This is a genomic window from Spirochaetota bacterium (assembly GCA_038043445.1).
GTDB lineage: Bacteria > Spirochaetota > Brachyspiria > Brachyspirales > JACRPF01 > JBBTBY01.
Window position 1 is genome coordinate 1 of the sequence record JBBTBY010000054.1, and the last position, 19,372, is coordinate 19,372.

Consider the following 19,372-nt stretch of genomic DNA (forward strand, 5'->3'; position numbering starts at 1 on the left):
AATTCCTCAAAACGGCCGCTGTCGATCAATGCTCCTGCGCATGAATGCGGCTGATCGGTGAAATTCGAGAGTACTTCGTCGAAGCGGCCGAGATTACGGGCCGCCACGGACATATAGTAGCGATTGCCGAATGAATTCGTGAGCACTTCGTCGTACATTCCCATGCGAATTTGGGAGGCGAGGTAACTCACCTCTATCTCGGGATATTGAGAGATGACCAGATCATAACGGCCGAGCGCGGAGAGCTTGCTGGCCGAGTATTGCAGGAATGAGCTGTTGGTGAGTGAAAACCCGAACACCCGAGCCCATCGATGCATGCTCTCACGTCCGGCGGTGATGAGCGAGAGGAGCTCATTCGTCCCCCCTGAAATTCTTAATTGTTCGCCATACAGCACATCCCCGATGCCTGTTATTGCGGTGAGTTTCCGATTCCAATAGGCATCGAGCGAGAAAAGCGCCGTCTGCGCAACGGTTTTGTCAGACGAATATTGCTCAGCTAACTTTTTGAACAGCGCATCGGCTCCCGTAGTGTCATCCACATCAAGACATATCTTCGCTCGTTCGATTTGAGCGTACGGTACAAGGACCTTCGAACGCCCCTGCTTGACTATGTCCTCAAAGTACTTGTCGGCTTTCTTCGCATCACCCAGCCGAATGCAGATGCGTGCCGCTTTGAACAAGGCGTTCGCAATGAACGGTTCACGCGGGTAGACATCAATGAGCTCGGTATATCGTGTGAGGGCATTCGAATAATCGCCGAGCGCATAAAGCGAATTCGCCACCGCCATCGGCGATATCTTCCTCGCCGGCGGCTGATCATAGACGCGTACATTATCGATAGCGAGTATGTTCATGTTATTGTTCTCGAATCCGAACTGCCGGTGCTCATCTCCCGTGAGCATATCGTAATCGACAATATCGATGCATTTCTTCCCGTCGACAAAGAAACGAATATGTTCGCCCTCTTTTTCCATGCGGAATCGGTACGTCCTATTCGTTACCAGTTTTGCCGGCAGGTAGGCATAGGCGATCTTGTCAATATTTTTGCCCTTTGTCATGGTAATAATATTGGCAAAACCCCAACCGCCCACATGGAACATATACGCATCGCGACGCGTCCTTCCGGCGATATAGGCATTGTAATCATTGTTCCGGAACAACCCGCGGACATCCCATTCGACACGCATGTCACCATGGAATAGATGACGGAACGTAAGATTGTCGAAACGGATCTTGTTCGATCCGACGATACTGTTCGAGATGATGTGCCAATGTGTTGTATCCCCGAATGGGATAACTTCGGTAGTACTGTAATCAGATAAAAAATACGCCGTCCAATTGTTCGATAACTGCGATGTCGGGTATGAGAAATCATCCGTGTAGATAAGCCGCCAGGTGACCGCTTCCTTCAAGCGTTCGCCGTAGAAAAAGAAAAGCGAAATGAACGCAAGCAGAACGGCGGCCGCGGAAGGAATGACTATCTTCCTGTGCTTCTGCACTTTCTTCGAGAGCACATACATGATGCTCGGCGGCCGCGCATGTATCGGCTCGTTCGCACGGTAGCGTGCTATATCCGCGCGGAATTCATTCACGTCCTGGTAGCGCCGTTCCGGCTCTTTCTCCAATGCCTTGAGCACTATCGTCTCAAGGTCTTTCGATATCCTGCCGTTCCACGTATGCGGAGCGATGACGTTCTTGTCGCGTATCGCCTCGACATCGGAGAGGAGATTGCCGCTCGATACGAACCACTTTTGCCCCGTAAGCATATAATATAGGATCGCACCGAGCGAGAAGATATCCGACCGTTCGTCGGCCTTTTTCGAGAGCGTTGCCTGCTCCGGCGCCATGAAATCGATGGTGCCCACCACCTGCTGCGTAACGGTGAGATCACCCTCGCTCTGTTCAAATCGCGCAAGCCCGAAATCCATGACGACAGGATCGCCGTTCCTTTTTATCATCACGTTCCCGGGCTTCAGATCGCGGTGAATGATTCCTTTTTCATGCGCACAGGCAACACCTGCGAGTACGCCGTCAAAAAGTGCGAGCGCATGCGATTCGGATAGACCATGGACAGCTTTTACGCTCACCCCTCCCCCTCTCTCACTTCCCTGTGAGAGAGGGGGAGGGGCCGGGGGTGGGGGTGGGGGTGAGTGTCTTTTCGCCGCCACGCCCGCTTCCGCTATCGAAACAAGTTCATTGATCGTATTGTCTTTCGTCGATACGCCGGATGCGGACATGAGGTCACCGAGCGTCACGCCGGGGAGCAGTTCCATCGCGATATAGCTTATGCCTTCGTACTGTCCCACATCCATGACGCGGCAGAGGTTGCGGTGATCGAGCATCTTCATCACTTCCGCCTCTCGCATGAAGCGGAGCAATTGCTCCGGAGTCGCGCCTTCGCCGGCGAGGAGCATTTTCACCGCGACATCGTTGCCGAAGTTGTCACGCGCACGATATACCTGCGCCATGCCGCCTTTGCCGAGGAGGCCGAACAGCCGATAGCGGCCGAACACTTTTTCCTTCTCTCCGGTGTCCGTCGCGTCCGAGAGTATCGTCTTCGAGAGATCCCCCGCGGTGAACGCAAGCGCCTTCTCGTCCTCAATGCCGGACACTTCAATGACCGGGAGCGGCTCGTCGACGCCTTTCACTTTTATGGAATAGAGATAGGTGAATTTATACAGGGGGTTATCTTTCGGGCCGACGCTCACGACAACGCCGCGCAGTTCTTCCGGCAGTTCAAAAATGCCTTCGGTTTTGCCGTGGAGGGGAACCCCTAACCCCCCAGCCCCCTTTCCCCTTTGTAAAGGGAAAGGGGGAGCGCTCCCTTCCCCTTCTTTGAGGGGGAAGGGCTGGGGTTGGGGGTTCTCTTTTTTCGATTCCCACCCTTCCGGCAGATTCTCCAGTATCTCCTTAAGCGTCGCCGGCGTGCAAATGACCTGCCCGCTCTGCGCAGCACCGCACAAACGCGCCGCGATGTTCACGCTCGAGCCGAGCACGGTATAATTCATCCGAGTTTCGCTGCCGATATTCCCGACCACCATCTCTCCCGTATTGACGCCGATGCCGCATTCGGGCATCACTTTACCCTGCCTGCGGTATTCTTCCTGAAGTTTTCGGAGATTCATTTTCTGATCGAGCGCGGTCTTCACCGCACGCAACGCATGATCCTTGTAATGACGCGGTGCGCCGAACAAAGCCATTACTTCATCGCCGACAATTTTATCGATGGTGCCGTTGTTGTCCTCCACCGCTTTCATCACCGCTTCGAGATATGCGTTTATCGTTTCGCGCACTTCCTCGGGGCGCATCTTCTCGCTCATGGCGGTGAACCCGCGGAGGTCGGTGAACGATACCGACATGAATCGCCTTTCGGGTATGGCGAACGTGGACTTCTCGTCATCGGTGAGATCGTCCATGCCTTTGAGGATATATCTGCCGACATAGGCGCGAAGCTGCTCAAGCTCGGTCTTCTCGGTCATCGTTATATCAGCGCCGCCGCCGACCCCTACCGCCTTTATCTCGAATGTTCGGCCGGCGCTGTTCGTTCCGGAGAACTGTTTCTTTTCCTTCGGTCCCGGGAGTTCTACGTTTTTGAATATCTCACCGCCAGGAAGGCGTACTATCGACTCGAACGCAGCGCCGATCACCTGCTCTTTGGGAATGCCGACGAATTTTATGAACGCATTGTTGCAGTAATCGACGAAGCCCTCGCGGCTGACGTGGAGCATCATCGTGTTGACAACGAATGATATCTCTTCCGGCACGAAACGCCCCCGAATACATGTCCTTGTATATGGTCACGGACGACATGGTCGTCTTTCAGTGAGGACAGTATATCTGCTTCGAGGGCAACGTCAAGAGATTATTGCACTATCCGTACGTTCCCGCTGTCATTGATCGATCCGTCGCTGTTCACGCGCACGGTGAATATCGACGATACGCCCTTCTGCGCCTGGGTGACGCCGTAATAGGTGTTCGCTATCGTCGCGGTTATCTCATTGTGGGTGATGATGAGGAATTGCGTCTTCTCGGAGAAGCGCGCGACCATTTCCTTGAAGCGTATCACGTTCGCTGCATCGAGGGCCGCGTCCACCTCGTCGAGTATGCAGAAGGGCGACGGGCGCGCCTTGAATATGGCGAAGATGAGGGCGAGGCCGATCATCGAGCGTTCGCCGCCGGAATTGGAGACGATGTTCTCCCGCTTCTTGCCGGTCTGCTGCACGAATATCTCTATGCCGGTCTCAAGGATGTTCTCCTCGTTGGTGAGCGTAAGCCCCGCACGTCCGCCGGCGAAGAGCAGACCGAATATCTCCTCGAAATTGGCGTTTATCTCGTCGAACGCCTTTCGGAAAAGCGTCGTCGCTTCACGATTGCTTTCTTCTATTACTTTGACTATCTCCGCATGCGCCTTCTCGAGGTCGTCTTTCTGCGCCGTGAGGAATTCGAAACGTTCCTTTGATTCGTAGAACTCATCGAGCGCCATCTCATTGATGCTGCCGAGCTCTTTTATCTGCTCTTTGAGCTTCTCTATCTTCTCGCGCAGCTTCTCTTCGTCTATCTTTTTTTCCTGCGCCTGCTTCTCGAATTCGCGGAGATCGGTGGCATGATTCTCGTAGAAATTGGTGTAGATATTCTCGATGCGTCCCTGCGTGTCGATGAAGCGCTGCTGGAGGCGATTGCCCTGCTCCTTTATCTCTTCGAGCTTGGCGAATTGACGGGTGATGTTCTCCTCGAAACCGCTTATGTTCTCCTGCGCCTCTTTCTGCTCGCGGCTCTTCTGCTTGAATTCCTTCTCGAGCGCGCTGTGCCGTTCGCGGAGCTCCGTGAGCCGCGTATTGCCGGAGGTGTGTTCGGTCTCGATGTTCTTGAGGAAATGCTCGAGCTTCTCGATGCGGGCGGCGGACTGCGAAAGCTCCTGCTCCACCTCGGTGCGTTCGCCGGTCACCCGGAGTATGTTCGCTTCGATGCCCGAGAACTGCTCGGTGAGCCGCGCGCTTTCCACGCTTATCGCGGCGATGCGGGCGTTCGCACGTTCGATGGCCTCGCGCGCCTCGGTTATCTCGCGGACGAGCGCCTCGACATCGCGGTTGAAACGGACGATATCGAATTCGCAGACCGCTATTTCCTGGTCTATGGTCTCCTTCTGGCGATAGGTCCCTTCCTTCGCGAAGAGGAGCTCGAGGAACGGGTCCTTTATCTTGTTGTATTCCTCGAATATCTGCTTGAGGAAATTCGTCTCTTTGCGTTCGATATCGAGCTTTTCCCTGAGGAGCGCGACGAACTCCGTCAGCCGCTTGAAATTGGTCTCGCTGTACGTAGTGAGCACACCGAGCGATTCGAACTCCGCGATGCGCCCCATTTTCCCGTCGAGCGATGACAGTATGTTCGAGAACCCTATCTCGATGTCGTTCTCAAGCTTGTCCCTGTTCTGATAGATCGAGAGCTTTTCCACATCGCGCTTTTTCGTGTCGATCTCGGATATTATCTTGTCGATGAGCTCTTTCTGCTTCACCCGTGCGCTTTGTATGCGCTCGTTGAGCGCTGCTATCGACGATCCGATCTCCGTGCGGCGCGCCGTTGCAGATTCGATGCGCCGCTTCTCCTCTTCGATGTGCACGATATGCGTGTCCTGCTCCGCGGAGAGCGTGTTGACGGTATCGTGTATGGTATTGCGTTCCTGCTCAAGGCGCGTAAGCTCGCCGTTGCAGGCGGCGAATTTCTCCTCGAATTTGCCTTTGCGCTGCTTGGCATCGGCAAGATCGGACGCGGTGTTGGCGCGCTGTCCGGAGAGTGAGTTGACGTTCTGCTGTATATGCGTGATATCGGTATACGCCTGGAATACCTGTTTGTCCAGCCGCAGCACCTCGGCATTGACCTGTTCAAAACGCATGAGCTCGTCTTTCTTCCGTTCGCCGAGCGCAGCGAATTCGGATTCTATCATCGTGCGTTTTTCATTGAGCGCGGTGATGTCCGCAGCGAGCGACTTTTCCATCTCCCGGGCGCGGACGATGTGCCAGAGATTGATGTCTATCATCGCCTTCTTCATCTCGTCCTTCAGGCGATAGTACCGTTCCGTCCGTTCGGCCTGCTCCTTGAGGGACCGGTACTGCTTTTCCACTTCGCGCAGCGTCGTACGCGTCGTCGTGAGATTATTGTCCGATTCCTCGAGCCTGTGGAGCGCTTCCTTGCGCTTCTCGATATACTTGCTTATGCCCGCCGCCTCTTCGATGAGGTAGCGGCGCTCCTCGGGCGTCTGCTCGACTATCTTGTCGACCGTCCCCTGCTTGATGACGGAATAGGCGTTCTTGCCGAGGCCGGTGCCGAGAAACAGGTCGGTGAGGTCCTTGAGCCGTACCGGTGTATCGTTGATGAAGACATTGCTTTCGCCGGAACGGAAGAACTCCCGCTTGACGCTCACATCGGGCGTATCATAGGGGAGCCAGTGATCCGCATTATCGAAGGTGAGTGCGACCGAAGCGTAGCCGGAACGTTTCTTCTCTTCGGTGCCCCGGAAGATGAGGCCTTCCATACCCTCATTGCGGTCGACGCGCAGGTTCGAGTGGCTCTGTTCGCCGAGTATCCAGAGGAACGCCTCGACGATATTGCTTTTCCCGGTGCCGTTGGGACCGAGCACGACCGTGACGCCCTGCTCGAAATCGATGAGCGTTTCATCGGCAAAGGTCTTGAAGCCGAACATGTTGAGGCGCTGTATGAGCATGATGAGAATCGTCCTTGATCGCTCTACGCCGCATGCGTTCATCTGCGGCTTCCTGCAAGGGGGCGTATTCTATCATACCGGGCAAAAAAGTAAATCATTCGGGGTATTGACGCGATGATACTCTCCGTATAGAATGTCCGTGAAAAGCAGGAATGCATCACAGGATCAAGCGATGGGTGATTCGGAAAAATCAACGGCTGCGGGCGGCGACCCGATAGTCATTCTCAAGGTGCGCGTGCGCTCCATAGCGACGAGTACGTACGGCATCATCGGTATCATGATAAACAAGCGGCTTCGGAAGTTCCAGTCCGACGTCTGCGCATTCTCCCACTATGCCTCGTTCTTTGACGATATCAATCCCCTCGCAGGGTGGTCCGAAATAGCGGCGCAGGCCGCCTCCAAGCGGTCGAAGAACGAGCTTAATACCACGCTGTCAAAGACGATAGAGAACAATCTTCTGCTGTCCATCGATGAGGATGCGGCGGATGAGATATTGACGAATGAAGAGAACAATGAGCCGTCGCAGCTCATCCCCCTCATTTCCGAGCATGTCACGCAGGCGGTCGGGGATAAGAACGTCCTCTTCGATGCCGCATTTGAGACAACGACGACGGCCGAGCTTTCAAGCGGTAGTGCTGCGGCACCTGTCGAGAATTTCGCCAGCCCCGGTGCCGGCGGCGGCGGGGCGACATCGCTCCTTTCCGACCTGAAAGCCCCCGAGGGAGAAGCCGCCTATGTTACGGCGTCGCTTGTGCTCGCACCGGTCAGCGGTGTGCCCGTATACGATGTCATGACGGGTAATGAGATAATGGTCAGAGTGAACAACAATACCGACCGGGAGAAGGCCGTCAATATGCGGCTGAACGCCATTGTCGACGGCAAGGTGCTTCCGGTGAGCGGACGGGTGGTAGAGAAACGCGTCGGCGAAAAGGGTGAATGCGCACTTCTGATAAAACTCGCGGAGAACATCTATACGAAGGTCCTCGAAACGGAAGCGGTTAAGATCAAGCGGGGCGACGCGCCCTCCGAACTCGGTACGCTCTCCCCGGTGAAAACACGCGACAAGGAAACACCCCTTGTCCGCATCATGATATGGGCGCTCGGTGGACTGCTTTTCCTTTCGGCGCTCGCCACGCTCCTCTATTTCATGATATTGAAATAAGCGTTCTTCCCGAGGTCAATCCGCTGTAAATTAATGTCAATCGGCATTATAGCAGGAACGACCTTCCGTTCGTACACTATCTGCATCAACGCACGGAGGACGCCCATGAACGAACCTATCTCTGTCGGACTTATCGGCTGCGGCATGTTCGCCCGCGTCATGCATGTACCCAATCTCCTCGCGAACCCGAAATACCGCATCCATGCCTGCACCGACATCAATGCGAAGGCAGCGGACGATATGGCGGCAACGACGAAAGCTTCGTACGCCACAACGGATATCGCCCGGGTGATCAGCGACGGCGCCGTTGATGCCGTGTTCATCACGACACGCCACGATTCGCACGCCCCGCTCTCGATACAGGCGGCGAACGCCGGCAAGCATGTGTTCTGTGAAAAGCCCATGGCTATGAACGCCGCGGAATGCCGCGAGATAGCGGCCGCAGTAAAAGCGAACGGGGTCAAATACACGGTCGGATACAATCGCGGTATGGCGCCGCTTATCGTCAAGGCACGCGGCATGCTCGATACGGTAAAGGGTAAAAAGCTCATCTATCACCGGATCCAGGGACCGTTCCCGGCAGCGCATTGGACGCATGATCCGTCGGTCGGCGGCGGACGTTTCGTCGGTGAAGGCTGTCACATCTTCGACCTCCTCTGCGAACTTGTCGAAGCCCCGCCCGTTTCGGTATTCGCATCCGGCGGTACGTTCCTCGATCCATCCATCGTGAAAATACCCGACAGCGGCATCGTGACGATAACGTTCGCGGACGGCTCGGTCGGAACTACGCTCATCGCGAGCGACGGCTGTCCGGCATTCCCGAAGGAATCGACGGAGATCGTGTGTGCGGCAAAAGCAATCATGATACACGATTTCACCTCGATGGACCATTACGGGTTCAGCGGGCAGGGCAAACAGACGGAGACGCTCCCCAAACAGGACAAGGGACAGGTCTCAGAGATCGATCAGCTTGCTGATGCGATACTGAATGACACACAAGCGCCCAACGGACCGATAAAAGCGGCGCGCGCTGCGGTGATAAGCTATAAAGTGAACGAGTCGATAGCGTCGGGAAAACCGGTGGCGATCGATGCACGGGAATATACGTTATGATGCACCGTACCCTCATGGTGCTCTGTACGGCTGCGGCATTTCTCGCCGGTGAAGGGGTGATGAACGTGAACGATCTCATACGTGATGCCTATGCTGCCGGCAAGAAGGAAGTGACCATCCCGAAGGGCGTATACCGCATGGCGTCGTCCCCGACAGCGCATCTGTCGATCATCGCTGTTTCGAACTTCACGGTCAATGCCGACGGCGTGACCATCATCGCTTTGGATTCTACGGACATCGTTCAGATGATAGACTGCAGCAATGTCACGATACGGGGACTTACCATCGATTGCGATCCGCTGAATTTCTCTCAGGGAACGGTGATCAATATCGATCCCGCAGGGGCGTGGTTCGAGTACGCCGTGCATGCAGGGTACCCCGTTCCGCAGGGCGGGGACATCCACGCTGATATACAGGTGTATGACAAAGAGACGCGGCTGTGGAAAACGAATATGCCGACGCACGGCATAGTGGTGACGTTCACCGGACCGAAGAGCGGCGTATGGCGCGGCACAAAGGTCAACTGGTCAAGCTTGAGCGGCATAGCACCCGGTGACCTCATTGCGTTCAGGCTGAGGACAAAAGGCGGCCATGGGTTCAGCCTCAAAGGCTCGCGCGGCTGCACGCTCGATTCTGTCACCATCTTCAACACCCACAACTTCGCCGTGCTCGATCATCAGGGCGGCGGCAACAGCTACCGCAACTGCCGTGTCACCTATGGACCTACACCCCCCGGCGCACAGGAATCGCGGCTCAAATCGATATGCAGGGACGGCATACATGTGTTCAACACCTCGCCGGGACCGCATATAGAGAACTGTCGTATCGAAGGTATCGGCGATGACGGCATCGCACTGCACGGGTATTACTCACTCATCATGTCCGGGGGAGGGCGAACGGCCGTAGTCGCAGCGCAGCGGGAGCCCTATCCGTTCACCGCGGACAGCACCGTTGCATTCATGCGCGGGAGCGACGGCACTGAATACGCGCGCCTGAAGGTCACCGGTGTTACGCCGATGAGCGCCGATGAATGCACGACACTGCAGGGGGCCATCGATAAATTGCCGAATTATATTGTCCCCTACACGCGCGGTCAAATGAAAACGTTCTACACGCTGACCTTCGACCGTGACATTACGGTAACAGCAGGCGATCTCCTCGATGTGCCGGCGCTCAATGGTGATCATTTCACCATACGGGGCAATACGATAAAGGATCACCGCGCACGCGGCATGCTCATCAAGGCATCCGAGGGTGTTATTGAGAACAATACCATCGATGGTTCCTCAATGGCGGCTATTGTCTTAAGCCCTGAGATAACCGGTTACCTCGAATCCGGAAGATCGCACAATGTGATGATACGCAATAATACCATACGCAACTGCGGGTATGAAAAGGCTACCCCCGGGTCATTCCAAGCAGGTATTATCAGCATAACCGCATACGGACAATCCTCATACGCCGCCGCCGGGACGCAGAGCGCTATCACAATAGAAGGGAATACGATAGAGCGATGCCTTGGCGTGAATCTGCTCATCACATCCGCGAGCGACATATCGGTACGGGGCAATCATTTCCGGGACACGCATGCCGACCTCTGGCCGAGAGGTGAAAGCCGCGGCATCGATACTCGGTCGGTGGTCTGGCTTGACCGTGTGCGCTCTGTTCGATTTGATGCGAATACCGTCACGAGTATGGGCGAATTCGGATCATCATTCGTCAGCGGATCGACCGATATTTCGGATATTCAGGGTGTTTCGGTGACCCGCTCCATACGCCGAAGCGCATCATCCGCGTTCAGCGCCGAGCAGGGCAAAGGCGGCTGGCATTATCGATACCGCGGAGCCAGCGGGTCTTCCGACATGACCTATACCGCCGCGAAAAAGATGTGGGAAGGCCCCGAGCCCTACTGCGTTATCTATGCGACCGTGATGCACCCCGGGAGTACGCTCGATGCGGTACGCTCATATATGGCGGACGCTGCCGCGCGTCTTCGCATCACCGGGACAGCGGCGATAGCAGGAAGCGGCAAGGGCAGCGACGGAGTGATCTGTTCCATACTGAAGAACGACACCGTCATCTGGACAGAGCAGGTCCCCGTCGGCACCCCGGTCAAGCATGACATAGCATGCGACGTGTCACCCGGGGACATCATCAACTTTACAGTACACTGCGGAAAGAATAATGCGAGCGATGCGACCGAATGGGACCCGCTTATCGAAATACGGAAATAAATGGAACATCGGAGAACATGCCATGAAAAAAGCAACATTCGGTCTCATCGGCACCGGCGGCATAGCGCAGTCGCAGCATCTGCCCAATCTCACCCGCGCGCCGAACATACGTCTCAAAACGATATGCGACCTGCGCAGGGATGTCGTCGAGGCGATGCAGAAGACATACGCTGTCGAGAACGCTGTCACGGAGCACAAGCGCATACTCGAAGATAAGGAGATCGATGCCGTCGTCATCGCATCAAAAGAGGATGCGCAGGTCCCGCTCACGATAGAGGCACTGCGCGCGGGAAAACACGTCTATGTGGAAAAACCGCTCGCAGAATCACCGGAGCGATGCGCCGAGGTGGTCGCAGCTGAGCGCGAGACCGGCAGGCATGTCGTTGTCGGTTTCAACCGTCGCTTCGCGCCCGCATATCTGCAGGCAAAAAATCTCATCGATGCGCACGGCGGGGCGAAAAACATCTACTACCGCATCTCGGATGAATACTGGTCATGGGGAAAGAACAATCCCCCGGGTGTCCGCGTCATCCACGAAGTATGCCATGTGTTCGATATCCTGCGGTGGTTCACCGGTAGCAATGTGGTATCACTATACACAGCGACCGCGCGTGCGGACGATGAAATATACACGCTCACATTCGCCAATGGTGCCGTTGCGACGATAATGAACAGCGGCTACGCGACCATGGATATGCCAAAGGAGCATCTGGAGATCATCGCGGATAAGGGCGGGGTATTCATCGAGGATTTTTCCGAACTCACCGCGTACGGATTTTCCGATACCGACCATCGCTACACCTTCGCGGGGCATACGCACCCGTTGAAAGAGTATATGCACAAATTCCTGCTTGCCGCAGAGGGGGCGGATGCGCTCCGCGCGATACGCCGCATGGCATGGGAATTGCGCGAGAAAATAGCCGGCGGCAGTATGAACGAGCATGATCTCGCTGAAGCGAAAGCGTTCATGGACCGTGCACCGAATTGGAATTATATGGTGGACAAGGGATGGCGCGCCTGTCTCGAACATTTCGCACGGTGCATCGTTGACGGGAAAAAACCGGATGGCGCGGCAACGGCGGCGGACGCGCTTACCGCGAGTGCGCTTGCGCAGGCGGCGATACGGAGCAGGACGGACGGGATCATCTCGCTGCGGTAGTTGTTTCGCACGCAAGGAGCAGTACATGACATCCCGTGAACGTATACTCGGAGCGATACACCGCACACCGATAGATCGAATTCCGATGGTAGACACATCATACTGGCCTGAGACGATAGCACGCTGGGAGCACGAAGGTCTTGCCCCGGGATCCGATGTGCGGGCGCTGCTCGGGCTTGACCGCATCAAACACATCTATTTCGACTGCGGCTTCGGCTTCCCTGAAACGACCATTGAAGAGAATAACGAGCATAGGATATATACCGACAGCTGCGGAAGGACGATACAAGCATGGAAGAATTCATCGTCGACACCGGTCACGCTTACGCATCCGATGAAGTCGATCGCCGACTGGAGCATCATCAGAAAGCACATAGTGGTCGATCACGCGAAACGACTCGGCAATGCGCTCACAAGCGACTTTACTGCCGCAGTCACACGCGGCGACTTTGTGGCGCTTGTCCCTCGCGATCCGGCATGGGTGTTCATCGAATATCTGCTTGGATTCGAAGAAGGGCTTACTGCGCTCATGTGCGAACCGGAAGCCGCCGCACGTATCATGCACGAGTATGCCGACCTTATGCTCGCTGTGCTCAGCGACATCATGCGGATAGAAAAGCCGCACGCGGATGCGCTCTGGTTCTATTCCGATCTCTGCTTCAAGAACGGCATGCTTTTCTCGCCCGCTGTCTACCGCAGTATTGTTCAGCCCGTACACCGCCGCTTCCGCGCATTCTGCGATGAGCACGGCCTTGCGATGATACTCCACTGCGACGGTGATGTCCGTGAATTCATCCCGCTCCTCATCGAGACCGGATTCGATGTGATACAGCCGCTCGAAGCGCGCGCAGGCAATGATGTACGCAAATTCAAAGCCGCATACGGCGGTGACATAACGTTCTTCGGTAATATCGATGCCGACATTGTCGCAGCAGGCGACCACGCGGCCATCGAAGAGGAAGTCCGAACGAAAGTGACGACAGCTGCGGTTGGCGGCGGATATATCTATCATATCGATCACTCGGTGCCGCCGACGGTATCGTTCAGCGATTATCGCTTTCTCATCGAATGTGTTATGAAATACGGCAGTCGATCCGCGTAAGGGCTGCCTTTCGGTCCTGCCCGCACCGGCATGTATCTGTAAAATCGGCACACATGATGTATAGTATGGATAAGGAGTATCTATGCTGTTGCGTTTTCTTTTTACCGTGCTCATCTTCACGCTGCCGATATTCGGTGCGCTGAGAACAAAACACATCGTCATTCTCGTCATGGACGGTGCACGCTGGACGGAGACGTGGGGCGAGCCGGAGAAAAAATACATACCGCTGATCGCATCACAGATAGCCCCGAAGGGTGCGGTGCTCACCGCATGCAGCAATACCGGCTACACGGAAACGACCGCAGGTCATACCGCGCTCTGCACCGGGACAGATCAGGTCATCAATAATGGCGGTAAAGAGCTCCCCGCGAATCCCGGCATATTCCATTACCTTAGAAAGCAGTATGCGTTACCGAGAACAGCAGCATGGGTGATCACGAGCAAAGACAAGCTTCATGTGCTTTCTGGAACCACAGCTCCTGGATGGGATACGTTCAACCCGGCGATCGACTGCGGGAAGGACGGTGCCGGCGGCGGCGGGTATCGCGAAGATGCGATCACATTCAGCAACAGCTGCTTCGTGCTCACGAATCATCGCCCGGCAGCCATGATCGTCAATTTCAAGGACCCTGATGCTTACGGCCACAAGAACAAGTGGGAAGACTATCTCGCTGCTATAATGATGATCGACCGCTATGCCGTGCATATCTGGGGTATAGTGCAGAAGGATAGCGTGCTTCGTGACACAACGACGCTCTTCATCGTGAATGACCATGGCAGACACCTCGACGGGGTCAAGAACGGGTACGTGAGCCACTCCTGTACCTGCGAAGGATGCCGCCATATCCTCTGCATCGCCGCAGGACCGGATATACGCCGCGGGATCGTGAGCGATACGCCGCATGATCAGACCGATGTCACTGCGACCGCCGCGTATCTGCTTTCCGTCGCCATGCCGACCGGCACGGGCACCATAATGAAGGATATCCTCGCGGGGCAGTGATCATGGCGCCGGCTATCCGGACAAGCGGGTGCGTATTTTGGACTGGTCAATCCGCTGTAAGAATTAGTCAATTCCCGGTATGTTCAATACCGTCATTGTGCCTATATTATTGTCATATCTCAGTCACAGGAGCACGACATGATACGCATCGGAGCATGCAACATAGACACCTCGCACCCCAAGGCGTTCGCGGAGTATCTCGCGAAAGGCGATGACGCACGCTACGTCGCCATCTTCAACGACGGTTTCCGCGGTGATGATGAAGTGGACGGCTTCGTCAAAAAGAACGGCCTTGAGAAGCGCTGCACTTCCATGGAAGAACTCGCTGACGCATGCGATATCGTATTCATACATGACTGCAACTGGGACAAACACCTTGTCCATGCGCTCCCCGTCATCAAAAAAGGGAAGCCGGTATTCATCGACAAGCCCATCGTGGGAAATCTGGCGGACTGCCGGAAGATAGAAGCGCTTGAGAAAGAAGGTGCCGTGATACTCGGCTCATCGTCAGCGCGGTACTGCGATGAAGTCGTCGAGTTCGCGGGGAAAAGCGAAGCCGACAAAGGAAAGGTGCTCAATGTGTTCGGCACATCCGGCGTTGATGAATTCAATTACGCGGTGCACATCGTGGAAGCGTTCGGCGGCATGCTCGGTACGGGCGCAGTATCGGCCAAATTCGTCGGGCGCTCGACATCCGAGGGGAAGGTGTGCGAAACGTTCTTCATCCGATTTTCGAGCGGGGTAACGGCCGCGTATAATACGTTCAGCGGCACCTGGCAGCCCTTCGATGTCGTGGTGCAGACGACAAAGACAACGCATCATTTCCGTGTCGATACGTCGAAGTTATATGCCGCGCTCCTTACGCGCATTATCGATTCCATGAAGACGAAAAAGAACGTCCTCTCGCCGATGCCGGTCATCACCGAGTCAGTGAAGATAATGCTTGCCGCTCGCATTTCGCGGGAGAACGGCGGCAAAGAAGTTGCGCTCACCGACATTCCGGAGAACGATCCCGGATACTCCGGTGCTCAATTCGAGAAGGAATACGCCGCAGCGGCGAAGAAGATGTATGTATGAAGGAACAAGGAACAACCCCTATCCCCGACCCTTTTCCCTTTATAAGGGGAAAGGGAGTAAAATTGAATGCAACTGAATTCAAAAATTATTTATTCATTCCGCAAAATATTTTCTCCTCGGCAACAAGCGCTCCCCTTTCTCCTCTCAGACGTGCGCCTTTGGCGCAGCTGGCGGCAAAGCCGCCACGGGTGGAAAGGGGCTGGGGGATAGGGGTGCGTTTATGAAGCCCAACTATATCACAGTCAAAGATGCATCGATCGAGTTCACCGACGAGAAACTCCGCACGCCGCTCATGTTCGGCGGGGGCGTAGTCACTGCGGTAACGAAAGCGACCGCGAGCATCACTGTCGAGAACAAGGCCGGAAAGCGTGCGACGGGGCGCGGGCAGATACTCCTTTCCGATCTCTGGGCCTTCCCCGTACTCAGCATACCGCACGAGTTGAAAGACGCAGCCATGCGCGACATGTGCAGGAAGTATCTCTCCTATATCAAGGGCTATGTCGGTTACGGACATCCCGTTGATATGTACATGGAAAGCAAACCGCATCTCAAGCAGCTCTGTACTGAGATGACTGCCGAGCATTCGCTGAAAGAGGCATTCCCGTTCCTCGCTGCTCTCGTCTGCTCCTCGCCGATCGATATGGCGATGCATGATGCAATGGGTCTTGCCGCCGGCGTATCGTCGTACGATCTCTACGGCAAGGACGCCATGGACGATGACCTTTCCCGGTATCTCGGCGCACCGCTCCGCGGACGATACATCGCCGATTTTCTGAAGAGGGATTATCTTCCGTCACTTCCGGTGTTCCATCTCGTCGGCGGCGTTGATAAGCTCTACCGGAGCGAAGTCACGAAGGATGATCCTTCGGACGGCTATCCCGTTTCTCTCGAAGAATGGATAGAACAGGACCGGCTTTTCTGCTTCAAGGTAAAGCTCAAAGGGAAAGCGGTGGAAGAGGATGTTGCGCGTACGCTTGCCGTCGCCGAATGCATAGAGAGAACGACGGCACGGCTCGGTATCAATGAGTACTATCTCACCATCGATCAGAACGAGATGTGCGACACCCCTGCATTCGATATCGAGTACGCAAAGAAGCTCAAAGAAAAGAATGCGCGTGCGTTCGCGGCGCTTCTCTACATCGAACAACCGACATCGCGCGATATAGCGAAAGCAGCGCATGACATGCGGCCGCTCGCGAAGATAAAACCCGTCCTCGTCGACGAAGGCATGCTCGATATTGAAACGATGAATTGTGCGCTCGAACAGGGATGGAGCGGCTTTGCGCTTAAGGTGTGCAAAGGTCTTTCATCGGCGCTCATCTATGCCGCGATGGCCGGATCGAAAAAACTCCCGTATGCGGTGCAGGACCTCACGAACCCGGGGTTATCGCTCATCGCAAGCGCCGGGTTTGCCGCCCGCATCAGTACGGTCAAGGGCGTGGAGTCGAACGCCTTCCAGTTCATTCCGCATACGAGCGCCGTCGATGCGAAGCGCCTGCCGGAATTATTTTCACGCAAAGACGGCGTGATACGGACAGGATGCCTGCACGGGAAGAAAGGCTTGGCGTATGAATAACGATTTCCAGCCCCTTTCCGCGACAATGTGATCAATAGGAACAGCCAAAGGAGAGAGGATATGGCATCACAGAAAATACATCGCGTTGCCGTGGTCGGCTGCGGAGCGCTCGCGCAGGGGGCACATCTTCCCAGCGCAAAGAAGAACCCGCGAATGCAGCTCGCCGCTGTCTGCGATGTGGACGCTGACACGGCGGACTTCTGCAGAAAGGAATTCGGCGCCGAGCGTTCGGAAACGGACTGGCGGAAAATAGTCGATGCCGACGATATCGATATCTGCATTCTCTGCACGCACACCAATCTCCGCGGCGATTTCATCGTTCCGGCGCTCGAGAAGGGGAAAGCGGTGTACACGGAAAAACCGCTCGCGCCCAGCCGCGCCGATATGCACCGCATCATCGATGCCGTTCGGAAGACAAAGCGCCCCGTCTGTGTCGGGCATAATCGCCGGTCAAGCCCCGCCATGCTCGAGTTCAAGCGTCTCATCGATAAAGCAAAGCGGACACCGGAAGGCGCCGCGCCGTCGGTAAGCCGCCGGGCGGAACGCGAGCTCATCCCCGAAGAACATGCGATGCAGCTCCTCATGCGCGTGAACGACGACAGCAGGAGCTGGAAGCCGTGGGTGTTCCGCGACGAAGAGGGGATACTGCATGCCGAGATGGTGCATTTCATGGACATTGCGCTCTGGCTGAACGACTCGAAGCCGGTGCGCGTATATGCGGAAGGCTCACCGCGCGGGAATTTCACGATACTCGTGCGCTTCCAGGACGGGTCGCTCACCACGATGAAGCATACCATGGTCGGCAATTTCGATTACCCCAAGGAGCTTTTCGAGGCATCGAAGAATTTCATCACGGTGGCGATGGAGCAGCACATCGAGGTGCGCCAGATAGGCATGGCCGATGAAGCAGTACAGAAGTTCTTCCCCTACGCGGAAGGGAGCGAATGGGGCGGTGAAGGCATTGGCGGATATTATCGTGCGTCCGCGGAAGAGCAGAAGAGAGCGGCGGGCGGTCCGCGAAAATGGCTCAATGTGATCAAAGGTCATTACGATCATCTCGACCGCTTCCTCACCCACGTGGAAGGCAAGGGCGAGAATCCCTGCGATGTGGAAAGCGCGGTCGCCGTCAATCAGATGATACTGAAGACGCTCGATTCAGCACGGCTGGGATTACCGGTAGCGGTGAGCCCGCAGGACTGGCATATTCCGTAAGGCGCCGCATCATCGATCCTCTCGGTTGCGAATTCGAACGAAGCTGGTATAGTACGCTGGAAAGTGCGATCCCTATCGATCGTAACGGCATTGTCATGAAGCGGATGATAACAAAGACATCATAGTATGCGCCGCTCTTCGCGCGGTATTTTCTCCGCTCAGGATCGAAGGAACGAACATGATCTCGCATCGTCATCGCGACCTTCCATTCTTCGCGTATGCGTCTGAAAAGAGCGTACGTATCGATGCGCATTCGCATGATTTCTTTGAGTTCACCTATATCGTCGCCGGGAGCGGCAGGTATTGCACCGGTCTCGGCGGCGGCCGATTCACATCCAACGATATCATCGTTACGCCGCCCGCCGATGTTCATTCATTCGTGAGCGACCGCGGCATCACGCATCGGCAGATAAGCATTGCGGTGTATCCCGACCTTATCGCGTCATTGCGTATCGGGATAACACCCTCCCGCATCGCGCAGCTGCTCGGGTCCTGCAGCCGCATCTCTATCCCGGATGCAAAGACATTGTTCCTTCCGCTCTTCAATTCCCTGCACGCGGAATTCAGCTGCCGTGCGAAGCATGCCGCTTCGGTGATACGCCTTGATGTCGGAAAACTCCTGCTCCTCATTGACAGGGCGAACGCATCGCCGACGGACATTACCGGGCGATTGTGTACTATTGATGATGTCGCGGTCAAACAGGCGATTGTGTTCATCGAGGAACACAGGGCCGAGCGCAATGTCATGCAGGCGCTTGCCGCAGCGTCCGGATTGCCGAAACGCTCGCTCGCCGCGCGGTTCAAGAAGGCGACAGGGCTTTCCATACGGGAACATCTGCTCCATGTCCGGCTCGAGAAAAGCCGCGAACTCCTCACACGTACGGATATGCCCATCGGTCATGCCGCCTATGAATCCGGCTTCAGCGATATTGGGCTCTTCAATCGTCAGTTCAAACGGCATACGGGGATGTCGCCGCGGGAGTATCGCAGGAGGCATGCGGTGAAATGAGTGCTTA

At 55.7% G+C, this 19,372-nt stretch carries 12 protein-coding genes; 10 read left to right on the plus strand and 2 right to left on the minus strand.

Annotation, left to right across the window (positions count from 1 at the left end; all coding sequences use genetic code 11):
• The coding region (locus AABZ39_07970; protein MEK6794696.1) for a protein kinase at positions 1 to 3,764 on the minus strand (3,764 nt) is incomplete at its 3' end.
• A gap of 98 nt (positions 3,765 to 3,862) precedes the next feature.
• Positions 3,863 to 6,760 carry an AAA family ATPase gene (locus AABZ39_07975; protein MEK6794697.1) on the minus strand — a complete coding sequence of 966 codons (2,898 nt, stop codon included), beginning with the start codon at positions 6,758 to 6,760 and terminating at the stop codon, positions 3,863 to 3,865.
• A 130-nt stretch (positions 6,761 to 6,890) separates the two neighbouring features.
• On the opposite strand from AABZ39_07975, the gene AABZ39_07980 reads away from it, so the two are divergent.
• The 10 genes from AABZ39_07980 to AABZ39_08025 all read left to right on the plus strand — a co-directional run bounded on the left by AABZ39_07980 (position 6,891) and on the right by AABZ39_08025 (position 19,365).
• Positions 6,891 to 7,880 (plus strand): hypothetical protein, encoded by a 990-nt coding sequence (locus AABZ39_07980; GenBank protein MEK6794698.1) that lies wholly within the window; start codon positions 6,891 to 6,893, stop codon positions 7,878 to 7,880.
• 105 nt (positions 7,881 to 7,985) lie between these two features.
• Positions 7,986 to 8,993 carry a Gfo/Idh/MocA family oxidoreductase gene (locus AABZ39_07985; GenBank protein ID MEK6794699.1) on the plus strand — a complete coding sequence of 336 codons (1,008 nt, stop codon included), beginning with the start codon at positions 7,986 to 7,988 and terminating at the stop codon, positions 8,991 to 8,993.
• The gene (locus AABZ39_07990) at positions 8,990 to 11,227 is read left to right on the plus strand and encodes a right-handed parallel beta-helix repeat-containing protein (protein ID MEK6794700.1); all 2,238 of its coding nucleotides are present in this window, start codon (positions 8,990 to 8,992) and stop codon (positions 11,225 to 11,227) included. Before AABZ39_07985 ends, AABZ39_07990 begins: the two co-directional genes overlap by 4 nt.
• A gap of 22 nt (positions 11,228 to 11,249) precedes the next feature.
• Positions 11,250 to 12,386 carry a Gfo/Idh/MocA family oxidoreductase gene (locus AABZ39_07995; protein MEK6794701.1) on the plus strand — a complete coding sequence of 379 codons (1,137 nt, stop codon included), beginning with the start codon at positions 11,250 to 11,252 and terminating at the stop codon, positions 12,384 to 12,386.
• Between the two features lie 25 nt (positions 12,387 to 12,411).
• Positions 12,412 to 13,488, plus strand: coding sequence for a uroporphyrinogen decarboxylase family protein (locus tag AABZ39_08000; GenBank protein MEK6794702.1), 1,077 nt, complete (start codon positions 12,412 to 12,414; stop codon positions 13,486 to 13,488).
• A gap of 82 nt (positions 13,489 to 13,570) precedes the next feature.
• On the plus strand, positions 13,571 to 14,491 hold the full coding sequence (locus AABZ39_08005; GenBank protein MEK6794703.1) for a sulfatase: 921 nt from the start codon (positions 13,571 to 13,573) through the stop codon (positions 14,489 to 14,491).
• Positions 14,492 to 14,629: 138 nt separating this feature from the next.
• On the plus strand, positions 14,630 to 15,568 hold the full coding sequence (locus AABZ39_08010) for a Gfo/Idh/MocA family oxidoreductase (GenBank protein MEK6794704.1): 939 nt from the start codon (positions 14,630 to 14,632) through the stop codon (positions 15,566 to 15,568).
• A 220-nt stretch (positions 15,569 to 15,788) separates the two neighbouring features.
• A complete protein-coding gene (locus tag AABZ39_08015; GenBank protein MEK6794705.1) occupies positions 15,789 to 17,144 on the plus strand; it encodes an enolase C-terminal domain-like protein in 1,356 nt (451 codons plus the stop codon).
• A gap of 60 nt (positions 17,145 to 17,204) precedes the next feature.
• Entirely contained in the window at positions 17,205 to 18,356 is a 1,152-nt protein-coding gene (locus AABZ39_08020; GenBank protein ID MEK6794706.1) for a Gfo/Idh/MocA family oxidoreductase, read from the plus strand.
• Positions 18,357 to 18,534: 178 nt separating this feature from the next.
• Positions 18,535 to 19,365, plus strand: coding sequence for an AraC family transcriptional regulator (locus AABZ39_08025; GenBank protein ID MEK6794707.1), 831 nt, complete (start codon positions 18,535 to 18,537; stop codon positions 19,363 to 19,365).
• The last annotated feature ends 7 nt before the right edge of the window (positions 19,366 to 19,372 follow it).